Raw genomic sequence first — 20225 nt, forward strand, 5'->3', positions numbered from 1 at the left:
CGAGCAGCAGCCAGCACGTCCTCAGACAGCGTCGACAGCAGGGGAGAATCGACCTCTGCAATTGCTACGAGTCGTGATGCGCCTGCGATCCTCAACTGTCAACTTGTCATCGGGATATCCTTTCCAATCCTGAGTCCAGTGCGCTTTCAATCCAGCGGTACCGTTAGCCGGTCGATTACGGCCCGCGTCTCGGGCCGCACGCCACGCCACCACGCGAAGGCCTCTGCTGCCTGTTCGACCAGCATGCCGACTCCGTCCGCGACGCGCTGCACACCCGCATTGCGCGCGAGTCGCAAGAAGGGCGTCAGGCGCTTTCCGTAGGCCAGTTCATAAGCTGCGCCCGTTGGACTGAACACGCTCGGTGGAACGGGCGGCAGATCGCCGGTGAGACTGGCCGAAGTCGCGTTGACTACCAGATCGAACTGTCCCATGGCCTCGAGATCGCCGTAGCCACAGGCGAGTAGTGGGCCGCCGGCGACGACCTGCGCGACCAGCGCCTTGCCCTTCGCCAGGTCCCGGTTCGCGACGACCAGTTCCGCAGGCTGCGCGGCGAGGAAGGGCAGCAATGCGCCACGCACCGCGCCGCCTGCGCCGAGGATCAGCACGCGCTTGCCGCTCATCGGCAGTTTCAGATTGACCTTGATATCGCGCAACAGGCCTACGCCGTCGAAGTTCTCGGCGATGATCCGGCCGTCCCTGAAGCTCAGCGCGTTGGCTGCGCCCGCCAGTTCCGCCCGTTCGCTTTGCTCGTCGGCCATGGCGAAGGCCTTCAGCTTGAACGGCGCGGTCACGTTCATGCCTTTGCCGCCCGCCGCAATGAACGCACGCACAGTTGCTGCGAATGCGTCCTGCGGCTCCAGTGGACCTTCGATGGCCGTATAGGCCATGTCCTGCTGCGTCTGCTGTGCAAAGAGACCGTGGATCAGCGGTGATTTCGTGTGTCCGATCGGGTTGCCGATCACTGCGTACTGGTCGCTCATCATGGCCTCACTTTTGAATACAACACGCCGTCGGTTTGCATCGCGTCGATTTCGGCGACGCTGAAGCCCAGCGCTTGCGCCACTTCCGCGTTGTGCTGACCGAGGTCTGGCGCGACCTCGCGGATCGTCGTGTCGCAGTCGGAGAAATGAAAGGGCAGGTTCGGCATGTGCAATTTGCCGTAGCGCGGATGCTCCTGCTCGACCACCATGCCGCGCGCGACGATCTGCGGATCGGCAAGCACTTCGTCGATGCGCTGCACCTTGGCGCACGGCACGTCGACGCCATCCAGCATCTCGAGCACCTGCGCAACGGGTTGGCTGGCCACCCAGGGCTTTACGACGGACAGAATGTCCACGCGGTTCGCATTGCGGCCTGCGAGCGTGTGAAAGCGAGTGTCGGCGCCGAAGCCGGGCGGGCCGCCCTGAGCTTCGACGAGCGCTGCGAAGCGCTTCCACGCATCGTCCACCTGCGCGGCGATGACGAGGTCGCCGTCGGCGGCACGGAACACGCCGTAAAGCGTCGACGTGGGCATGTCGTGACCCGTCTGCTCCGGAAGGATGCCCTGCATCGTGTAGCACTGCACCGCGTACTCGTGCATCGACACCAGCGTGTCGTACAGCGCCATGTCGATATGCTGTCCGCGGCCGCTCTTCACGCGACCAAGCAGCGCGGCGTTGATCGCCGCCACCGCGTGAATGCCCGTGTACATGTCGCCGAGCGAAATGCGCATCAGCGGCGGCGGTTCGCCGGGCGTGCCGATCATCTGCATGATCCCGCTCTTTGCTTCGGCAATCAGACCGAAGCCGGCGCGATGCGCATCGGGTCCCGTATGGCCATAAGCCGAGATCGAGCAGTAGACCAGTTTCGGATTGCGCGCGGACAGTTCGTCGTAACCCAGCCCGAGTTTGTTCAGCGCGCCCGGCCGGTAGTTCTCGACGAACACATCCGCCGAGTCGCACAGCCGTTGCATGAACTCTTTCCCGCGCGGGTCGCGCATATTGACGCAGACGCCGCGCTTGCCCATGTTGAGTTGCAGGAAGTAGCCACTCTGTTCGTCATCCAGCACCGTGGCATGCTGACGTCCCGCATCGCCGCTGCCGGGACGCTCGACCTTGATGACCTCGGCGCCCAGCGCCGCGAGACAGCGCCCGACATACGGACCGGCCAGAAAATGGCTGTAATCGACAACGCGAATACCTTCAAGAGGACGTGCCTGCATCAGAATGCTCCCGGGCGGCGCGGCACCATCAGACGATGCTCGCCATGCTGGACGACCTTGCCTTCCTGATTGACCAACTCGGATGGGAGCACCACGATCCCCCAGCCAGGGCGACTCTTGCTCGCGCGCATTGTGTCGATGCGGAACTTGACGTGCAGCACGTCGTTGACCTTGATGGGCAGATTGAAGTCCCATGTCCAGCCGAGCGACATACCCGGCAGGAAACGGTAATCGCTTTGCGTTTTGAGGCCATCGGCGATAGACAGGCCAAACAGACCGTGAGCGACGATCGAACCGAAGTGGCTCGCATTCGCGTAATCCTCGTCGACATGGACGGGCGTGTGGTCGCCTGTGAGGTCGGCGTAGGCCAGGATGCGTTGTTTGGTAACGGTATAAGTCGGGCTCACGCACTGATCGCCTTCGAGGGCGTCGTCCCAGTATTTTTCAATGATCGTCATGTCACGCCTCTGAACGTGGGTTGATCGCCAGTGCCTGCGCGACACATGTGGCAGGCCTCGCCTGAATCAGTTCGACGGCGAGGCCGTCGGGCAGGCGCAACCAGTTGCGTCCTTGCGGCATTTCGCTGACGCCGTATGTTTGCGCCGCGGCAAGCGCGGCCTCCATGTCCTCGCACATCACGCCGAGGTGGCCGAGGCGGCCTTCGGGTGCGTCGTGCTGCGGGTTATGGATGAATTGCAGGCCGCCGAGCGTCCAGTACTGACGGGGTTCCTCTACCGTGCCGTCGACCTCGCGCATCGTCATGCCGAGCACGTCTTCGAAAAAGCGGATGTGCCAGTGGATGTCCTTCACCCAGATAGCGACATGTTCCAGATAGGCTTTGCTGCCGTTCATCAGGTTGTCTCCGTTGTCGACCCGAGCTGGTGCGAAGCACTTGCCCGGATCTCATGCCAGTTATTGCGCTTTTCGGTCGGTCATCGCGCGTTCGATGCCCTTGATGCATGCCACCAGCGTCGCGTTGACGGGCGTCGGCACACCGTGCCGTTGTCCCCACCGCACGACCGCGCCGTTGATAAAGTCGATTTCGGTGATGGAGCCTTTTTCGAGGCTCTGCAGCATCGAAGTCTTGAAGCCAGCGGAAAGGCCTTCGCCGGCGAGGGTCCACGGGCGTTCAGGATCGGTGGAGGAAAGCGTCACGCCGGCGGCCTGGGCGACTGCGATCGCTTCGGCGATGGCTGCCAGGGCGGCTGTTTTAAGTAGCGGCTCGTCGTAGAGCTGGCCGTAGGTCAGGCCGGTGGTGCCCGTCAGCGCGCCCGTTGCGACATTGACCAGCAACTTGTCCCACATCGTGCCGACGATGTCGTCGCTGACCGTGGTGGCCAGTCCGGCCGCGTTGAAGGTTGCGGCGATCGCCATCACGCGGGATGTGATGCGGCCGTCGAGTTCGCCGATGTAAGTCGCCTTGCCGGCGACGCCGGACTCGATGTGCCCCGGATTGCGCAGCACGCCGCCGACGTAAGTCTTGCCCGCCAGCACGCGCTCACGACCCACGATGTCGGCGAGCACATCTTCGTGTCCAAGGCCGTTTTGCAGCGACAGCACCACGGTTTCGGGTCCGATCAGTTCCGGAGCGCCACGCATCGCCGCATCGGTATGAAAGGACTTGACCAGCACGACGACCAGATCGACGGCACCTACCTCGGCGGCCCGCGTCGTAGCCTTGGCATTCACGAGTCGCGAGCCGTTCGCATCGTCGACGAGCAGTCCGTCGCGCCGTATTGCGTCTACATGCGCCGCCGAGCGGTTCAGCAACCAGACCTCGTTGCCGCCTTCGGTTAGCGCCGCGCCGATGGCGCAGCCCAGCGCACCAGCACCCAGAATCGCAATCTTCACTATCGTCTCCTTGACCTGGAGATCAAGATACGATCGGGTACGCATGCTGGCAATGCAATGGATACAATGAGGTCATTGCGCCAGACAATATCGCCATGAACCCGGCAGAACTACCCGATCTGAAACTGCTGCAGCTTTTCGATCTTCTCTACGACGTTCGCAGCGTTACGCGCGTCGCGGAGCAGCTTGGACAAAGCCAGCCGACTGTCAGCATCTGGCTCGGCCGTTTGCGGGAGCATCTGCGAGACCCGCTCTTCATACGAACGCCAGGCGGCATGGCGCCGACACCGCAAGCCGATGCGTTGATCGGACCGTGCCGGGAGATTCTCGAATCGCTGCGGCGCTTTGCGGCGTGGGAAATAGCCTTCGATCCCACCACCGCCAGGCGGCGTTTCCGCATCTGCATGACCGACGCGAGCCACATCACGCTGCTGCCACGCATGCTGGCGCACGTGCGAGCGCAGGCGCCGGGAATCCGTCTCGAAGCCGCGAGGATCGACGGCAATACCGAACGCGCGCTGGAATCGGGCGAGGCCGACCTGGCAATCGGTCACGTGCCCTGGCTCGGCGGCGGCATCTACCAGCAGCAGCTATACATGCAGGATTGGGTGTGTTTGATGAACCGGCATCATCCGCGCATGCGCGGCAAGCTTGGGCTCAAGCAGTACCGCACGGAGGGCCATGTCGCCATCGCGGCAGGCACGGGGGCGCAATTGCTGGAGCAGGCGCTGGTGCGCGAGCACATCGAACGGGACGTCGTGCTCGAGCTGCCGGGTTTTCTCGGGCTAGGGGCCATCATCAAAAGCACCGATCTGATCGCCACGTTGCCGCGGCATATCGGCGAGACGCTGGCGAAGGTCAACGACCTGTCAGTGCATCCGTGTCCGATACCGGTGGAGGGGTTTGCAGTGCGGCAGCATTGGCACGCCCGCTATCACCACGAAGCGGGGAATCGGTGGCTGCGCGGTGTGGTGGCTCAATTGTTCAGTAGTCTGCGGTGACGTTGCGCGTCGGCTGTGGTTGTCATGCTGTGCCGGGGGGCCTACTTATTGCCGTTTGTGGGACTGGTTTCTCGCTGACGTCGTCTGCAACGGGACAGTGTTCGCAGGCAATGACCTTGTCATTGCCGCTGGGCAGATCAACAACACGTATGGCAGTCTCCTTGCAGGCCACAACATCGTCATTGGTGGGGTAGGCACCACAGCGGGTTCGACTACTCCGGCTGGCAGCCTGAATAACACTTCAGGCAACATCGTCGCGGGCAACGACATCACGCTCAATGTATCGGGTGCAATTACAAATAGTCTGCCACCGCCCGTACCCGTTCATCAGAATTACGGCACAACGGAGCAGTACAGCGGCTGCATGACGGCCGGTGGATACAAGGAAAGCTACTGCGAAGGCTATGTCGACCAGCAAACAGGAAACTCGTCGGTCATCAGCGCCGGAAACAACCTGCAGATCAACGCAGGTAGCCTGACCAACATCGGTAGCCTGATCGCGGCCGGCACGAGCGCGTCGATCAACGTTGCCGGCCCAGTCGTGAACGAGGCCCAGACACTGAACGCCTACTGGCACTCGCACTGGGTGCAGGAAACAGGCGACTTCAGTCCGGACAAGCGTCACGACGTCTGGGCTTGCGGCTCTGTAGCCGAATGCACGGCGCTGTACGGGAACGCGTATTCGAGCGCCGGGGGAACGATAGATCCGCCGACGCCGGTGGGTAACATCGCCGCGACGATCCACGCCCCGAATCTGTCGATTACGGCGAACGGGGAGATTCAGAACGTCGGTAACCTGATCGGGACGTCCGTCTCATTGACCGGGCAGAAGCTCATCAACGGCATCACCACGGCGAGCACCTACACACCGCGTGTGAATGCGCCGTCTCAGGTTATTTCATTAAGCATGGTAAATCTGCCCGGGCTGAAGCTGTCGACGCCAAGCTCGGTAGGAGTGCCTCTGCCGACACCGGTGGCTGGCAAGGCATCATACGTTACCGGCTCGCTGGACGGTTCGGCGCTGGGTTCGGTGGGGCCGCAAAACCTGCTAAAAAATCTGCCGCCGAGCCTGCAACCGTCCTCGACGCTGTTCTATTACGACCCGCAGGCGGAAGATCTGATGCTGCAGCAAGCCGCGCTGCAGCAGACCGGGCAGGCGAGCTTTGTGAGCGGGCTGACTTACGACAGCACACATAACCTGTCGGTCACCGATCAGGAAAAGGCGATCCTGTATCAGAACGCCATTGATTACGCAAAACAAAACAATCTGCAGCTTGGCGACGCGCTCTCGCAAACGCAAATCAATGCACTCACCGAGCCGATGCTGTGGTACGTCGAGCAGTCAGTGCCCGACCCGGGGTGCATCTCGACGGGTGTGGTTACCTGCCCGACCGTTAGCGCGTTAATGCCGCAGGTCTACCTGCCGCCGAACTGGAATGCAATGTCGGCAGGTGGCAATATCGCCGGTCAGAACGTCACGCTCAATTTCAATCAGGATGGGCAGGGAAGCATCATCAACACCGGCACCATCGGCGCGTCGGACACGTTAACGGTTAACACGGGCACGCTGACCAATCAGGCGAATCAGGTCAATGTAGGAGATATCTGGCAGTACATTGCCGCAACCGGATATGAAAAGACGAGCGGCACGGAGGTCCAACCGGGCGGTTTCATAAGCGCGGCAAACATGGACCTGAACGTGCAGAAGCTCGAGCAGGTGATCCTGTCCGTCGCAGCCATCGCAGCCTCCGGCGCCGGAGGATCGACGCAGGGTAAGCTTATGCCGCCTCGAAGCGGACATTTGAACTTGGCTAAAAGCGGACATTACAACTTAGCCTCTACACACAAATTGGTGATAATTTATATTATGTAAACTTACCAATTACCCGTTGACTGTTCACTTCGGCCCGGCACTCGATCGGCCATATGGGCTTCGTCCGGCGAGTGTCCGACGCAAGCAATCTCGACCACTACCGCTATCTAAATCCAACCACCACGCGACTTAGTTTGGGCTTCTGGTCAACTTGCGTCCAAACTTGCATCACCGTGATCAACAGGCGACCAGCGTTACGTCTTGTCTGACACCAACCAACCCACAACTGCTCGGTGGCTGTCAACTGGCCATCTTTGCCTCGCTGTGAGGAACTGAGGTGCCCAGCGGACTGCCTTTCGAAGCTGCTCCCACCAAGGAAATTACGTCTGCTGCTTGGCGCTTTGAGTGTCGACTCTTTGCTCGCCCGCAGCAGCCCGTGGGGTGACGCGCCCATGTGGCCGCCTCCTGTAGCAGATTTGATCGACTAGGCTGGAGCGGGACTTCACTAGCACTGCGGAGGCACGAAATAGCGGCTCGGTGCAAACCGCCGCGCCGACGGACGCCAGTTTACGCACATATCCCGAACTGAATTCTTTGCAAGACATTAACGACCTCACCCCGCTGCCCTCCCGAAAGCACCTCAAGTGGATTTTTCCCGTTGAAGTGCGGTTGGGAAAGTACCAACCAAGACGCTGCAAAATCGGCATTTCCGAACGTCTGTAACAGTTCTTCAGCCAGTTCGCCGTCGGTCACAGTGATGATTTCGAGCGCTCGCAGGCTGGCTGCTCGCAGCTGATTCTGTAATGCGATGACGTCGGACGAGATGATTTCCAAGTCAGTCATGTCACCCCCGCTATAAGAAGCATCTAGGTGAAACTTAACAGCTACCTGCGAAACTGTCCATCTGTGCTGGTCAAGCAATCCGGCGGCAGCCGGCGAACCTGCAGCCCCGAGTGCGTATCAAATTTGGATTCACCTCACATGTCAAATTCGTTGTGTCAGTCGCTCCGATGGATAACTTTGCTTATGTAAAATTATATTGGACTTCTAAATAAAAATAATGACGCAATTACCGATTTGCATCAACCTGTTCCCGTTTCTTGCATAAATTTGTCCCTGTCTTGCTGGCGGGTCGCAGCTGGTCTTGGGCTGGCGGGGAAAAATAATCGATACCGATGATTGTCAATCCCATGACTGTCCCGTCGCGAGGAAGAGTTTCCGCCAGCTTGTGTATGGACGGTCCTTGTACCGCACAGCACCTGTCGCATGAGTCCATCCTGCAACAGCGCCGGCGGTAGCTAGAGGATCACTTCTTGGAAACCATGGGCCAACAAGGCCGGGCGAAGTTCTTTCAGGGCGTTCGCCGGAACGCCAAGCCACAGCAGATTCCTCGCACGCGTGACAGCGACATAGCCGATGCGACCGACTTCCGTATTCACCCCGCCGAGTAGTGCGGCTACATGTTCCTTCGTTGCCAGGTAAAGCACAGCATCGAGGCTTTCCCCTTTGACCTGATGCACCGTGTCGATCCGGATGCGCGTGTCGTCGCCCGTCCCCAGATCGCTTGCCAGCATGAAAGGCTCGGCGGTCAATCCCTTTTTCGCCAACTTGTTGCCCAGCTTGTCGGCTGCCTTCAGGCTGTGGTCTCGTTCCAGCGCTGCAAGCAGGCTTTTCACGCGTGTCAGGAGCTGGGTATGCCATTGCCCATCTGCGGGCAAGGTGGCAGACGGCAGTCCGGTATCGGGGTCGCGCGTAAAACCCCAGATGAGCCGGCGCAGCGCTCTGGCTTCCGGATAGCGGCTTGGCTGGGTGATGGTCGCGGTCAAACCGTGCGGAGCATCGGCAAGTAATCCGGTGATGGCCGATGCAACCAGCCTGAAGGCGCTGAGATAGTCTTGCCGCTTGTCTCGATGAAGCGCCGCCTGGGCAAAGGCTTTCACAAGCCCCTGGCCTACCGGTGCCTGATGGCCTGCCAGCTTGTTTGCCGCCTCCCGACCGCGGCACAACACCGCCGAGCGCTCGATCTTGAGGTCGGCAGCAAGCACCGCTGCTTGAAAACCCGTGATCAGCTTCTCTCTATCGGCCGTTTTGTACGCGATAAAAAAAGCCCCGTGCCGGGTGTGGGGTGCCGTCCGTTCCGCGGCATCGCCTCGACCGGACAGGCGGTTGGCCAACGACAGGATGGACGGCACGGACCGATAATTTCGCGTCAGGCAATAGCCCATGACCCCAGCACGCTTACCGTAATTCGCCAGAAACAGCCCGTTTGCGCCGGCAAACTCGTAGATGCCCTGATTCGGATCACCTATCAACGAAACCTGTACCCCAGCGCCGATGAGCTGCTCAAGAATGACCTGATGCAGTGTGCCGATATCCTGTGCCTCATCGATCAGAATGTGCGGATAGCGGCGCGCAAGAGCGCGCAAAATGACAGGCTGGTCCTGCAAGGTCCGATAACACCAATAGCGCCCCAGGTTATGCGTGTAGGCACCGGTGCGGCCCAGTCGTCGAACGATCTCGCTGGCATAGTAGGTGTCCAGTTCGACGATCTGATCGTTGTTCGCGTAGTAGAAGTAGATATCCGCGCCGCGGGCACCGACCTGCATCTGGGTGATGTTGAGCGGATAGGTTCCGTTCCAGAAGTTATAACCGCCCAGAAACGACTCCTCGCCGGTCACAAGGTACGCCGCCTGTCCGGCTCCCATGGTTCGGAACGCATGGGGATGAAGAACATTGCGGGTGATGAAGCCATCGAGCGTGTCGATCTCCACGCGATGGCCGCCGGCGCCGACGCCCATCTCCCGGGCGAGGGTCTGATAGGTCTGGTTGAATGTGTCCACGGCCACGTTGGAGAAGGACAGCAGCGCTACCCGTCCGCGCTGATCGCCCAGGAGCTTGCGAATCTCCGCCAATCGGCGCACGGCGGTCCGCGTCTTTCCACTGCCTGCGCACGCGATGACCGATATCGAGGTTAGCGGTGCTTGGACAACCGACAGCTGCTCTGCCGACGATTGGCTCATGGCCGTACCTTGACTATTTGGCAGGCATGCTGGACGGCGTCATGCAGATACTCCGGTACCCTGCACGCCGCGCCGTCGGCCAGAATTTGCGCGAGGGCCTGACCGAACCGGCCTTTCTGGACGTTGTTTTGTTTTCGTTCGAACATGCCACTGAACAAGGCGCGGGCCTTTGCCGCATCATTGGGAGCGGCGTTCACCGCGAGCTCGACGCCCTCTCCGATTTTCGGATGCATTTCCTTGAGCGCCTTGAGCATGGCGATCCGGTTCTCCGCGTGCAAGGCGAGGTCATACTCCAAGGTCTTGACACCGTGGAAAACCTTGACGAAGGCATCTTCCCTTCCCTTCATCTTTGCGGTGTTGTCGGACACCTTCACTAGGTCGTCGAGCGACGGGTAAAGCGCCTCCGGGTCAGTGCCGTCGACGGGCTCGCTCATCGGATCGGCGTCGGTGATGAGCGCTACAGGAATCTTCAACGCGTTGTCGCCGAATAACGGCATGAACGAGTCAAAGTTCAAACCCTCCACACTGATCAGGCTAACGCCGTGCTCCCGCAACTTGAAACCGAGTTTCTCCGCCAGCACGCTGACCAGCATGAGTTCGGCAGCGCCTTCAACGAAGATGACACGACGGGCGAAGAAAATTTCGGCACGGGTAACGTCCAGGTAGCGTTCCAGCTTCTCCCGTTTGCCCTTATCGAACACGATCGTTCTTGGGAAAAACGTTTCCACGGTCGTGCCGGTGTCCACCAAACACGTCAGACTGTCGAGGTTGGCGATACTGGCGAAATTGGGCGAGTGGCTGGTGACAAAAAGCTGTACAGGCTTCTCCCCTTCGACGGCCTTAATCGTCTCCAGATAACTGAGCAGCACGGCCTGCAGCTGGGGATGCAGATGTGCTTCGGGTTCCTCGACAATCAAGCCGCGATAGCTCGATTCGGGATTTTTGGCCAGTTCGCTGAGCACCACCGCCATGAAAATGAGGTTGTTGAAACCAAGCCCGTTCTGTTCGATCTCGAAGGCGTCGACCAGAATGGACAGGCGGGCCGCCAGACGCTGAAAGTCACTCCCGCTGAGCCCGAGGTTCAGGGCTTGAGCGAGTTGCGGACCAAGCATCGTGTCGTGCCGGCTTTTGATGGCGCTGTGGGTGGTGATGACCGGTTGATGCTTCTTCAACTCATCATCCAGCTTCTTCAGCGCTTCATTGATCCCGTCACGCCCCGCATCGTCCGCTAGCAGTTGGAACAACCGGGCCAACTGGCTGGCGCGACTGGGCTTGAGGCTTTGCGCGGCGTCGCGCAGCGGTGGCAAATAGACACCTCGGAGGTTTTCCATCATGTCCGACGTCAGGCCAACATCCTCGTGGTCACCGCACCAGCGCTTCGCCCGAAGCCGGCCGGTCTTGTCCGCTTCCGAATAGCGAATCGTAATGTGCGCCTCCATCTTGCCGGCGGCGTCTGGTTTCAATGCTGCAAGGAAGTCGGCTTCATCATCCGCGTCGAGACCTCGGAAGATGTACCGAAAGACGATGTCACCCTCGGGTTTCCCAGCCAGTGGCCGATGGATATCTTCCGCATCTAGCCGCGGATAGGGTTCGTCGTGTCCCGCCAGCAACGCCCGCAATCCGTCCACAATCGCCGTCTTGCCGACGTTATTGGCACCAACCACTACATTCAGACCCGGTTGAAACTGCAACTGCGCTTTGAGCAACTTTCTGAAATTAGCGACTTCCATCTGCGCCAGATACACGAATGCCCCCTCTCGCTTCTACTAATAATTGAGAGCCAGATTATCTCATCGTGCAGCGAAAATCGATCGCACGAATGACAAAAACCGAGGGACCATGAAGTGCCAAGACAACCGGATGACAGGGTTGAACGCTATGCCCATGCGTACCGACGGGTGCTGCCGTTTGCTTTTGCGCGCAAGCCGTTCAGTTGCGGCAACATGCGGCGTGTTGTTCTCGCTCAGCCCAGCGGCGAGTCAATCTCCGACTCATGGAACTGGAGCCTGCACCCCTTTCCAAGTCTGATGCTGATCCTTCAATAAATCAAATTCCCACGATTATGCGCTTGCATTCCTGATTTTGAGTCGCCATCGTTTTCCTACTCGTTTGGGCATCAGACCACGGCAATCGCATACTGGTTGCCCGTGATCTGCTCCACGTCGCGTTGGGTCACAAACTCTTCGCCCGTCATGCGCACCTCGGTGATCTTGGCCGAAATCGCAGCAGCGTCCGACTGTGCAATGTGATGTGCTTGCGTGCAGGCTTCGAGTATCGTGTTGTGGTGGCTCACGGCGATCTCGGACCAACGGATGCTGGAGCATTCGAGATCCACGCGCGCAATCGAAGCGCCAGGCTGTCGCGGATGCGGATTCAGTACTGCCATCATTTCCCTGCCCTCACCATAGACGAACAGAATTTTCTGGATTGCAGGGAAGGTCTGCGCGTCGCTCGGGTAGACTGAATTGACCATTAGTGGACCTTCTGATAGTTAAATCTGATCTTAGACCAGGCTTGCGGCCCGATTCCGACGCCATTCGTTTTCCTGCTCGCCGGCACCGACGGGCTTTTCCGTGCTCTATTTTGCGCGACCGTAGTTCAGCCCATATTCTTACTCGGCGCGCGAGAGCTGGCTGACAATTAGAGCCTTTTTCAGCGGCCACTAGGGCGAGTCGGAGAAGGCCGTCACCCACTGCGATGCGAGCGTAGTCGAGTTCGCGCTGTTCCCACGGTCCAATCGCTCCCTCGCGCTCTTCTTCGATCACCTCCTGACACTCAGCGATGACCTCGAGCACTTTCCGTTCATGACCGTCGTAGCTCTCGGCCACGAGTTCCAGGCATTCGGCAATCGACTCCATCTGCTTTTGGTACATGATTGAGATCTTCCGTCTTTTCCGAGTGGTTGCGTGGACCGAGTTGTTATTGCTCAGCTCTTACCGCTCTCTATCTATCTCCAGGCGTAGTCGAACCGGGTAACTCGCCAAACCCTTTCCAGCGCTCGAGCAATTTCAGTTCGACATTGTTGTACTGTTCGATTACCTCTGGCAATTTCTCTTCAGGTGCGATTTTCATCGAACGTTCAATCACCCGCAGCTTCTTCATGCTCTCATTGTGCCAAGCCGCCTTCACGTTAACCCGAAAAGTTGAAAACGCCGTCAGGGCAATGGCTGGTGAGAGTGCGGCAACGGCGCCAATTTTGCGAGCAGCGTCGCCGGTTGCGAGAAGAGGCACTAACGTACCCGCTAGGCTTCCGAAAAATGCAACGATGTAGATCGCGTAAGTAACCACATAATTCCGCGTCGCCTTAGTTTTGGCGTCCGCGAATTTCGGCTAGTTGCTGTAGCATTTCCTCCCGCTGCGGCGAGTTCATCGTCTTTTCCGACCTAGCGCTGAACAATAATATTCGCGATCGGGCGCGATTGGCGTGCCGCCCGTACAGCATCAATCCAAGACATGAACGCAGCGTGTGAACCGAACACCGCCGTCCTGGCTACGGTCGATGTGATTGTGAAAGACCACACGCCGCCGGCGGACTGAAACACGTTGATGAAAACGTCGGGCAATTCCACTTCGTGCAGACCGGCGTAGCTGCCGAGATTCTTGCCGCCATCGCTCACACGTTCACCGACGTCGAAATCGGATGGGTGTCGCCCTTGAAGCAGATGCGCTACATGCTCGCTGCCGTCCAGATCGCCACGCTGTAAGACGTCGATAAATACGTCCGGCAGGCGATCCGCGGTGTCTGCGGCCAACGCGTTTGGCTCGCTCAGGTACACGCCAACGTCATCATCGAAACCTACGACATAGGGGTACGGGGCGCCGCTCACCGGATCGTCGCTTGCCTCGAAGTGAAACACGTGGGTAGTCTTTTTCACAATGCTTGTTCCTGTTCGCCGGCATCGGCCAGCTTTTCCTATTGATTCCCTGCGGCACGCCGCTCTTCTTCCAACACAGTAAGTAATGCGGCGTTCTCGGCTATCAACGAGGGCAAACCATCTGACTGTCTCGACGAAAAGAAGCCGCCAAATCTCTGCCGGACTGCCAAGATTAGGTCGCTTGCTAACAGACCGCATTGGGCACATTCCCACAGATCAACTTTCGTCCAGTGATCGTCGTCGAAGTCAAAGTACGCCATATGTATCTCCGGACGCTCTCCGGCTACGAACTCGAAATTGTGTTGGCTGTTTAGCACGTTCGCGTGTGCGGTTTGTTCGTTGATCAGATTCTTGACTCTCTTTATCTCATCCGAATGTTGCGGGAATTCACTCTCCAGCCATTTGTATGCTTTGCTCGACGCCTTTTTCGCGTCATGCTTTTTGCCATTCTCCAAATCACCAAAATAGATGTTGGTATCGACATGAACAAGGGCGAATGCGGCATGTACAGTCGATTCCAAGAAGTAACGCAGATTCATCTTGGCCTGAATCCGATGCTGACGAACCAACGACATAAGACAGAGGGTATGGTACTTCGTCATCTGCGACAGAAAACGAATGAAGATGTCACAGTCTTTCGTCGGCCACTGCATTATGTTCGACAGTAGATACGTAGCGTCGCGGGCGTTCGTGAGAAAGACTCCATAACGCGCCTCCGCCTCCATCACCATGGCATGCTCCTGCAGCGAGTAACTTTCAATAACCATGGTCTTGTCGCTTTCCTACGTGAATTGACGGCGGTCGATGTGGCCCTTCTCACCGACAGCTAGGCCGATCGACCAAAGCACATCTACAACGAAATTTTCGAAGACCGCTACAGCTACGTCGAACGCATCTTCGGCAGCGGCTGCGTCGCACGTATGACCTTTGTGGATGATGTCGTTCCGCAGATCTTGCACCCACCTGCTCTCATCAATGAGCGCGACTGAGACGCCGTCTCGACTTACAGTTGAAATGTCCAGGTTGGCCAGTTCTTGGAAGAGACGTGACAACAGATTTCGGTAGCGATCGAAACCTGTCTGCCCGACGGCGTGCTTCACGATGATGTCAGCCAAGCCATCGTTGTGGACAAGGCCGTAAACGATGGGTTGCAAAAGTGTGGCCTTCAAGAGCAACTCGATTGTTGTAGCGCAAAACACGACAGCTGCTGAGTGATGTCCGTTCGCCTTGAGGCGCTTCGCCTCCTGAAGAGCGTCGACGGCAGGTCTCATAACCATTGGATTGGCTAGATAGTATGAACTCAGGCGATCCGCCGTGAACTCGCCAATCGCCTGGACGCGATGCTCCGGATATAACTCATCGCCGATGCGCTCGTACATTTCATCCATCGCCGCGTCGCGCTCGTCGTAACTCATCGTGTTCCTTGTCATGCGGCCGGGGCCGCCTTTCCTATGCGTCGCCAAACGCGCCTAGAATCCATCTTCCGTGCCGGTCACGGTACAACCGCAACCTATTCTGCGCTAACTCATCAACAAGCCAAGCGGGTGCTTCATCCAGCACGGTAGCGTCACCGGCCAGATAGTTGCTCGCAATAAGTTCGCTAAGCTGGACTTCGATATCTTCTAGCAGCGCTCGTCGCAACAACGTTGGGTCGAGCCGCCCGCGAAGCCACCCGAAATGACGCATAGCTTCTTCGATGGCCGGACGCCACTGCGGCGGGCAAGGCTTGGCCCGTTCTGTTGTTCTGCCACGTCGCAGCGGAAGCCCGTTCAGTTCCTTCACGTGCGCGATCCAGCAGGTCTGTACGACAATCCCATTCCGTCTTTTCACGAACATCTGAACGTCGTTGTACGTTGCCATCGCGCTTTTCCGATTTATTCACTTGTCGCGTTGCGCTATACCGTCCAACTTCGCGCGGGGCAGTGACCGATACAGGTCCTCCTCCGCGTTAGGTTCGGTGATCAGCTTCTCGACGATGAGATTGACTAACTTGAACAAGGACGAGACGGCGGCCGGGTTATCGCGAACGTCCATGACGCCGGGATGCACGGCCTCATTGCCAACGACCCGCACGATGTCCAATGCTTCTTGCAAACGCTTAGGCAAGCCGTTCCGAACCAACGCCGCGATGTCCTTATTGATGTCCTTGCCAGACTCGCCGAGATTTGTGCATAGCTTTTGGATTACGAGGCGAAGCAGGGCCGCAGCGCCACGCGGGGAGCGCGTTAGGATTTCACGGGCTTCGAGGTAGTCGGCAAGACAGTCATCTGGAAGGTCGGAGCTTGGCATTGGAGCCGACGATTCCGCCGGGAATATCTGCTTCACCAGGCCGGGGCCTTCGTGGGCCAACCGCCGCTCAATCGAGTCTTCACAAATCCAGATGGAATCCATCTTGCAGCGAGCGCAGCATGCAGTCCACACGCTGCTGTAGCTATCACTGCTCGCCAGCAGGTTCCGCCAAAGCATATGGGCGAAAGCGCTACAACGCGGACATTTGAATGCTTCCTTCTGAAATTCCGGTACCAAGTCTTCCATAAGTGCGCCCCGTAACGTTTTCCTTGCAGATCAACCGCCCGTTTGACTCGATCGAGTTGTCACTGGTGGCGGTACCGGCTGGGAACCGGCAGCCACGGCTTCCTTAAACGTCTTGCCGGCCGTGAAAGCAGGCACCGTCGTTGCCGGAATCTGGATCGGGTGCCCTGTCTGCGGATTGCGACCTTCCCGCTCGGCGCGCGGCGAACTCTTAAAGGTGCCGAAGCCTGGCACGACAACAGCGCCCCCGCAGGCAACCGTGGTCTGGATGATTTCAAGGCACGCGTTCACGGCGCGCTCGGCATCTGCCTTAGTGAGATCGGCTTCCGTGGCGACTGCTGCTATTAGTTCGGTTTTGTGCAACTCCATTCTCCTAGACTAAGACATTCCGTTGGACGAATCACGTTTGCTGCTCGTAGCCGCTACGTCTGCGCGCCAGAGGTGTTAGCGCGGCCGGCTTTTGCTAGGAACCTATGCGCCGGCAGTCTTGGTCTCCTGCTCGGTCAAACTCGGGAGGGCAACCGCTCGCATTATCACGTCACCCAAGGTGAGAACGAGGTGCATGTTGTCCTCGATAGGCTTGTGGTCAATACTCGCTCCTCGGCCGCTCTCCAGCAGGGCGCGATGGTCCAAGGCAGCGAAAAAGGCCCTATTGAAAGCATTACGAACTTCCGGCTCCAGGTACAGCGCGTTATCGTTCCACCATGCCTGACACTCTACGGCCACAGGCCCAATATTTTCCTTATGAATGTTTGCGATCAGCTTGCGCCATCGAGAGAAAGCCTCTTGATGCGCCTGCAATCGGCGATCTACCGCTGCAAACCGCAGCTCGTGCGTTGCCTTCAATTGTTCGATCAGCACCGCGTTCTGATGAGATAGTGCGGCCAGCCGAGCGGCATTCTCGGTCTTGATATCTTCGACAGTGCGGGTCAGTTTGCCGATGTCTTGCGATGTTGCGCGGTTTTTGCCTTTTTCCTGCATGTAGCTGATGACGTATCCGCCGGCCACGATCAGTAGCGTGACGATAGGCGAAACCACGGTAAGCCAATCGGTGCGATGGAAGGAACTCATTTCTCTCGTGTCTTTTCCGTGGTCAATCGGATAATCATGCTCTCGAGCATTGCTCACCATCCCGCCGCCAGCTCCTGGCGCAAGCCGACGTGAAAGCAGTTCAGCCAGTAACATGCGGTCGTTAGCGTCGCAAGCTCCTGTTCGAGCAAGTTAGGTGCGTAGCGAAAAGCTTCGACCACTTGGTCATTCTGGTCGACGACAAACAGCGCTTTGAGCAGCCCCCTCTCCTCTGTCTGCCAGCTTTCGACTTCCTCGATGGTCATTGGCTTGTTATTCGACTTAGTCGAGTTGTTCTCTGTCGGATAGCGGAAAAACACCCCCCGATTGTCCATCGCATCAATCATGGCTATCGCGTCATTCAGTTCAGGCGGTGGCGGCAGCCAAGCTGTTCTCGCCCGCGCCTCCAGTTCTGCGCGATGAAGCGTCAACAAGTCAATGAACGCGCTATATAGCACCCCGAGATTGTGGACGCTTGTCAGTGGTTTCTTCTTGCCCGCCACCTGAACCTCAGGAAAGGGCTCAGGGCTGGAGGCGAGAGCTCGGTGTGACACGATGAGGACAGATTTGAGAAACAGTTCCGCGGCATGCCGCAGTAGAAAACAGGTCGGCAGCTCACGTTGGGCGATCGAGTCTTTTTCCGTTGCCATCAGCGTTTCGGCGCTAGCCTTAAAGGCCGAGGCCATCGCGCCGAAACCATCGTCGGCGTGCTTATCGTATGGAGTGAGCATCCAGTGCATAACGGCCCCTGTTTTCCTGACTGCCCGCGCAAAACCGCGCGAGGGCTTATTCTTTGTTCCTACAGGATGCTGCCGATTCGCACGGCAGTCCCAAACCTTACATCAAAGGCACCCGCCTGATCTGGAGGCACCTCTATCGGTAGACCGCGCAAGCCGTGGTCGCGCAACCAGGCGAAGCGATGTCGACCATCCGTGAAGCTAGGTACGCCGTACACATCCAGACACAGCACCGGCACATCCACAAAGGGCGCACCCACTACCCACAGCCCAAACTTCGAGTACCTATCACCGTGCAGCGAGCCGGCACCCCAGTTGCCAACATACTCGTCGCTTACCCGCCACGCCATGTCGAGCACAGCGACAGAGATCCAGACCAGCACATCGGGCATGGGTTCTTGCCAACCCTCGCCGAACTCTCGTCGTCGCCAGACCGGCGCAGCCATCCATCCCATCGCTTCCCCGCTTCTTTTCCTATCCGTTATACCGGACGCCGCCCAACAGGCGCGCGGCGCCGTTACACGCAATTACTTTTCCGATACAAGTCAGCTCAAACCGAGCTTGCTCTTCGCGTACGCCTGGAACAAGCCGACCGACACTGTAACCAAGCTAGATATTGCCGCGCCCGGTAACTCTTTTCTTACTTTCTCCCAGACGGTTTTGTCAGAGACCGCTTCGGCAAAGTCGTGCCCCCTCGAAGTCAGCCGGAGCGGCAGAACCGACCACGACGCGTATCCATCTATACCTTTGGTTAAGCCGAATCCTGGGTCTCCGTCGTCCTGCTCGATAAGCCCTTGGTCATCGAACAGTTTCATGTGGAATTCGAACTCGGGCGTTTGATACGGAAGTCCGGCGCTGTCGAAATCTTCGATCGTGAACGTAGGGCTAGGATGGCTCAGTATGATGTCGATCATCCGTTTAATGTAGTCGTGGTCAATTCGCATAGCGTTTTCCTGTATATCCCGCGCGACCGGCGCGAGCGCTTTTCCGTGGTAACGAAGGCCACGCGCTATTCTTTTTCGAGGGATCGCATCGATTCGACGATATCTCTTGTCACCGTTGGACTGGCCAGAGCGGGTAATTGTTGAGCAGGAATTTCATCTAGGGACTCGATACCTTTGCTTTCGGCCTGCGCCTTCAGTCGGATCAGCTCGGCTTTGAGTTGCGCAGTATCGACGGCGTAGTGGTCAGCGATTTCCTTCCATACTTCCTCTCTGCCACGTTGCCTCGCAGCTTCGATAGGGTCATCCGCCGCCGCGACGGATTTCTCGTGGGCTTCCGCGGCCTTGGTGTTAGCCTCGTCTCTACGTCGATCCATCGTCCTCGCGTACAGATCTTCGACCTTGGCGAAAATGAACTTGAGACCCTTTTCAAGCAATGCCACAAGCATCGGAGCCAGGACTTTCCAGACGATCTTCATCAGTTCCTTCCCAATCGCATTCGCAATACCCATACTGTCCTCCGAGAGAGTAATTCTTTGATACGAGACGTGCCCTAATTTTCCTCTATGGCCCACGCGACCGGCGCAAGCAGTTTTCCTATCCGCGCACGGCGGCCACACACGACGCGTACTGTTTCGCGAATTCGACAATGTCGATCGTCGCCTTCCACTCCGCGCCACCTTGTTGCCCGTACAGGTAGACGGTGGGTGTCAGATACGGGCGACCATGGACGTTATGCTCTACGTCGAAATGCCGCCGATGAGCGTGGATGATCTTATTACACGCTTCACGGAGTTCGAGTTGGACGCTCCTCTCAGGCCGTTGGATATCCGGGATTAGTTCTCCGCACGTTAAGGCAACCAGATCGAGGATGCGGCCGCGAGCGTCATCAACGACTCGCGCCGTGATGGCGACGCTGAGCAGTATTCGAGATATTTCATCTTCTTCACACGCCTGGAGCATGAAGAGAGGATCCTGTAATTCTTGGGCGTGTCCCGCCGGCGCGTTAATCCGATCAGCAAACGCTTTACTCGCGAGGAAAATCGATAGTAACCGGTGCAGATCAATGTAAGTGGCCTCGACATTCGGCAGATGCGCATCGGGTGCCGCAGGTGTTTCCTTTCTCGGAATACGCTCGGCGCTCCTTTCCAATATATCGCCAGCTGTGCCTCACTTCCTCGGAAAAC

The 20225-nt window shown here is 58.2% G+C and carries 23 protein-coding genes and 1 pseudogene; 2 read left to right on the plus strand and 22 right to left on the minus strand.

Translation table 11 applies throughout. From position 1 onward, the window contains the following. Positions 1–146: 146 nt before the first annotated feature. Genes aroE through P0D68_RS18400 form a run of 5 tightly spaced genes read right to left on the minus strand, consistent with a single transcriptional unit; the run spans position 147 to position 4051 of the window. A complete protein-coding gene (gene aroE, locus P0D68_RS18380) occupies positions 147–980 on the minus strand; it encodes a shikimate dehydrogenase (protein ID WP_408187998.1) in 834 nt (277 codons plus the stop codon). Next, positions 980–2200 carry a CaiB/BaiF CoA transferase family protein gene (locus tag P0D68_RS18385; protein WP_408298737.1) on the minus strand — a complete coding sequence of 407 codons (1221 nt, stop codon included), beginning with the start codon at positions 2198–2200 and terminating at the stop codon, positions 980–982. Before P0D68_RS18385 ends, aroE begins: the two co-directional genes overlap by 1 nt. Next, positions 2200–2658 carry a MaoC family dehydratase gene (locus P0D68_RS18390; RefSeq protein WP_408187995.1) on the minus strand — a complete coding sequence of 153 codons (459 nt, stop codon included), beginning with the start codon at positions 2656–2658 and terminating at the stop codon, positions 2200–2202. The genes P0D68_RS18385 and P0D68_RS18390 overlap by 1 nt, the downstream gene beginning before the upstream one ends. A 1-nt stretch (position 2659) precedes the next feature. Beyond that, positions 2660–3052, minus strand: a complete 393-nt coding sequence (locus P0D68_RS18395) for a VOC family protein (RefSeq protein ID WP_091801167.1) — start codon at positions 3050–3052, stop codon at positions 2660–2662. A gap of 60 nt (positions 3053–3112) precedes the next feature. After that, a complete protein-coding gene (locus P0D68_RS18400) occupies positions 3113–4051 on the minus strand; it encodes a ketopantoate reductase family protein (protein ID WP_091801170.1) in 939 nt (312 codons plus the stop codon). A gap of 95 nt (positions 4052–4146) precedes the next feature. On the opposite strand from P0D68_RS18400, the gene P0D68_RS18405 reads away from it, so the two are divergent. Both P0D68_RS18405 and P0D68_RS18410 read left to right on the plus strand, forming a co-directional pair. Then, on the plus strand, positions 4147–5052 hold the full coding sequence (locus tag P0D68_RS18405) for a LysR family transcriptional regulator (RefSeq protein WP_408298740.1): 906 nt from the start codon (positions 4147–4149) through the stop codon (positions 5050–5052). A gap of 88 nt (positions 5053–5140) precedes the next feature. Next, positions 5141–6925: pseudogene (locus P0D68_RS18410) on the plus strand (adhesin); the annotation flags it as partial. 507 nt (positions 6926–7432) lie between these two features. Here the strand turns inward: P0D68_RS18410 and P0D68_RS18415 are convergent. The 17 genes from P0D68_RS18415 to P0D68_RS18495 all read right to left on the minus strand — a co-directional run bounded on the left by P0D68_RS18415 (position 7433) and on the right by P0D68_RS18495 (position 20190). Next, a complete protein-coding gene (locus P0D68_RS18415; protein WP_408298742.1) occupies positions 7433–7708 on the minus strand; it encodes a hypothetical protein in 276 nt (91 codons plus the stop codon). Between the two features lie 455 nt (positions 7709–8163). Further along, a complete protein-coding gene (locus tag P0D68_RS18420) occupies positions 8164–9885 on the minus strand; it encodes a UvrD-helicase domain-containing protein (RefSeq protein WP_408298744.1) in 1722 nt (573 codons plus the stop codon). Next, positions 9882–11630 (minus strand): ATP-dependent nuclease, encoded by a 1749-nt coding sequence (locus tag P0D68_RS18425; RefSeq protein ID WP_408298746.1) that lies wholly within the window; start codon positions 11628–11630, stop codon positions 9882–9884. The genes P0D68_RS18420 and P0D68_RS18425 overlap by 4 nt, the downstream gene beginning before the upstream one ends. A 371-nt stretch (positions 11631–12001) precedes the next feature. After that, positions 12002–12358 (minus strand): hypothetical protein, encoded by a 357-nt coding sequence (locus P0D68_RS18430; RefSeq protein ID WP_408298748.1) that lies wholly within the window; start codon positions 12356–12358, stop codon positions 12002–12004. Positions 12359–12828: 470 nt separating this feature from the next. Further along, positions 12829–13173 (minus strand): hypothetical protein, encoded by a 345-nt coding sequence (locus P0D68_RS18435; protein WP_408298750.1) that lies wholly within the window; start codon positions 13171–13173, stop codon positions 12829–12831. Between the two features lie 95 nt (positions 13174–13268). Then, entirely contained in the window at positions 13269–13760 is a 492-nt protein-coding gene (locus tag P0D68_RS18440) for a hypothetical protein (protein WP_408298752.1), read from the minus strand. A gap of 38 nt (positions 13761–13798) precedes the next feature. Next, entirely contained in the window at positions 13799–14527 is a 729-nt protein-coding gene (locus tag P0D68_RS18445) for a hypothetical protein (protein WP_408298754.1), read from the minus strand. 15 nt (positions 14528–14542) lie between these two features. After that, positions 14543–15175: a hypothetical protein gene (locus P0D68_RS18450; RefSeq protein WP_408298756.1), complete on the minus strand. Its 633-nt coding sequence runs from the start codon at positions 15173–15175 to the stop codon at positions 14543–14545. A gap of 34 nt (positions 15176–15209) precedes the next feature. Beyond that, complete coding sequence (locus P0D68_RS18455) at positions 15210–15620, minus strand: hypothetical protein (protein WP_408298758.1); 411 nt, start codon at positions 15618–15620, stop codon at positions 15210–15212. Positions 15621–15638: 18 nt separating this feature from the next. Beyond that, positions 15639–16295 (minus strand): DUF4145 domain-containing protein, encoded by a 657-nt coding sequence (locus P0D68_RS18460; protein WP_408298760.1) that lies wholly within the window; start codon positions 16293–16295, stop codon positions 15639–15641. A gap of 30 nt (positions 16296–16325) precedes the next feature. After that, positions 16326–16655 (minus strand): HU family DNA-binding protein, encoded by a 330-nt coding sequence (locus P0D68_RS18465; RefSeq protein ID WP_408298762.1) that lies wholly within the window; start codon positions 16653–16655, stop codon positions 16326–16328. 108 nt (positions 16656–16763) lie between these two features. Continuing rightward, positions 16764–17423, minus strand: coding sequence for a hypothetical protein (locus P0D68_RS18470; protein ID WP_408298764.1), 660 nt, complete (start codon positions 17421–17423; stop codon positions 16764–16766). Next, positions 17417–18100 carry a hypothetical protein gene (locus P0D68_RS18475; protein ID WP_408298766.1) on the minus strand — a complete coding sequence of 228 codons (684 nt, stop codon included), beginning with the start codon at positions 18098–18100 and terminating at the stop codon, positions 17417–17419. The genes P0D68_RS18470 and P0D68_RS18475 overlap by 7 nt, the downstream gene beginning before the upstream one ends. 59 nt (positions 18101–18159) lie before the next feature. Continuing rightward, positions 18160–18489, minus strand: coding sequence for a plasmid fertility inhibition factor family protein (locus P0D68_RS18480; RefSeq protein WP_408298768.1), 330 nt, complete (start codon positions 18487–18489; stop codon positions 18160–18162). Between the two features lie 153 nt (positions 18490–18642). Then, on the minus strand, positions 18643–19041 hold the full coding sequence (locus P0D68_RS18485) for a DUF2513 domain-containing protein (protein WP_408298770.1): 399 nt from the start codon (positions 19039–19041) through the stop codon (positions 18643–18645). A 65-nt stretch (positions 19042–19106) separates the two neighbouring features. After that, positions 19107–19550 (minus strand): hypothetical protein, encoded by a 444-nt coding sequence (locus tag P0D68_RS18490; RefSeq protein ID WP_408298772.1) that lies wholly within the window; start codon positions 19548–19550, stop codon positions 19107–19109. 85 nt (positions 19551–19635) lie between these two features. Further along, positions 19636–20190: a hypothetical protein gene (locus tag P0D68_RS18495; protein WP_408298774.1), complete on the minus strand. Its 555-nt coding sequence runs from the start codon at positions 20188–20190 to the stop codon at positions 19636–19638. Positions 20191–20225: the final 35 nt, after the last annotated feature.

The sequence above is a fragment of the Paraburkholderia sp. RL17-380-BIE-A genome, assembly GCF_046028085.1.
In the GTDB taxonomy this organism is placed as follows: domain Bacteria; phylum Pseudomonadota; class Gammaproteobacteria; order Burkholderiales; family Burkholderiaceae; genus Paraburkholderia.

What these genes read in the sequence shown, in the direction of transcription:
- P0D68_RS18450 (WP_408298756.1), bottom strand. Translation starts at nt 15,175, where the DNA reads ATGAGTTACGACGAGCGCGACGCGGCGATGGATGAAATGTACGAGCGC.
- P0D68_RS18430 (WP_408298748.1), bottom strand. Translation starts at nt 12,358, where the DNA reads ATGGTCAATTCAGTCTACCCGAGCGACGCGCAGACCTTCCCTGCAATC.
- P0D68_RS18390 (WP_408187995.1), bottom strand. Translation starts at nt 2,658, where the DNA reads ATGACGATCATTGAAAAATACTGGGACGACGCCCTCGAAGGCGATCAG.
- P0D68_RS18470 (WP_408298764.1), bottom strand. Translation starts at nt 17,423, where the DNA reads ATGGTGAGCAATGCTCGAGAGCATGATTATCCGATTGACCACGGAAAA.
- P0D68_RS18490 (WP_408298772.1), bottom strand. Translation starts at nt 19,550, where the DNA reads ATGGGTATTGCGAATGCGATTGGGAAGGAACTGATGAAGATCGTCTGG.
- P0D68_RS18480 (WP_408298768.1), bottom strand. Translation starts at nt 18,489, where the DNA reads ATGCCCGATGTGCTGGTCTGGATCTCTGTCGCTGTGCTCGACATGGCG.
- P0D68_RS18445 (WP_408298754.1), bottom strand. Translation starts at nt 14,527, where the DNA reads ATGGTTATTGAAAGTTACTCGCTGCAGGAGCATGCCATGGTGATGGAG.
- P0D68_RS18385 (WP_408298737.1), bottom strand. Translation starts at nt 2,200, where the DNA reads ATGCAGGCACGTCCTCTTGAAGGTATTCGCGTTGTCGATTACAGCCAT.
- P0D68_RS18455 (WP_408298758.1), bottom strand. Translation starts at nt 15,620, where the DNA reads ATGGCAACGTACAACGACGTTCAGATGTTCGTGAAAAGACGGAATGGG.
- P0D68_RS18420 (WP_408298744.1), bottom strand. Translation starts at nt 9,885, where the DNA reads ATGAGCCAATCGTCGGCAGAGCAGCTGTCGGTTGTCCAAGCACCGCTA.
- P0D68_RS18415 (WP_408298742.1), bottom strand. Translation starts at nt 7,708, where the DNA reads ATGACTGACTTGGAAATCATCTCGTCCGACGTCATCGCATTACAGAAT.
- P0D68_RS18405 (WP_408298740.1), top strand. Translation starts at nt 4,147, where the DNA reads ATGAACCCGGCAGAACTACCCGATCTGAAACTGCTGCAGCTTTTCGAT.
- P0D68_RS18475 (WP_408298766.1), bottom strand. Translation starts at nt 18,100, where the DNA reads ATGCACTGGATGCTCACTCCATACGATAAGCACGCCGACGATGGTTTC.
- P0D68_RS18395 (WP_091801167.1), bottom strand. Translation starts at nt 3,052, where the DNA reads ATGAACGGCAGCAAAGCCTATCTGGAACATGTCGCTATCTGGGTGAAG.
- P0D68_RS18485 (WP_408298770.1), bottom strand. Translation starts at nt 19,041, where the DNA reads ATGCGAATTGACCACGACTACATTAAACGGATGATCGACATCATACTG.
- P0D68_RS18460 (WP_408298760.1), bottom strand. Translation starts at nt 16,295, where the DNA reads ATGGAAGACTTGGTACCGGAATTTCAGAAGGAAGCATTCAAATGTCCG.
- aroE (WP_408187998.1), bottom strand. Translation starts at nt 980, where the DNA reads ATGAGCGACCAGTACGCAGTGATCGGCAACCCGATCGGACACACGAAA.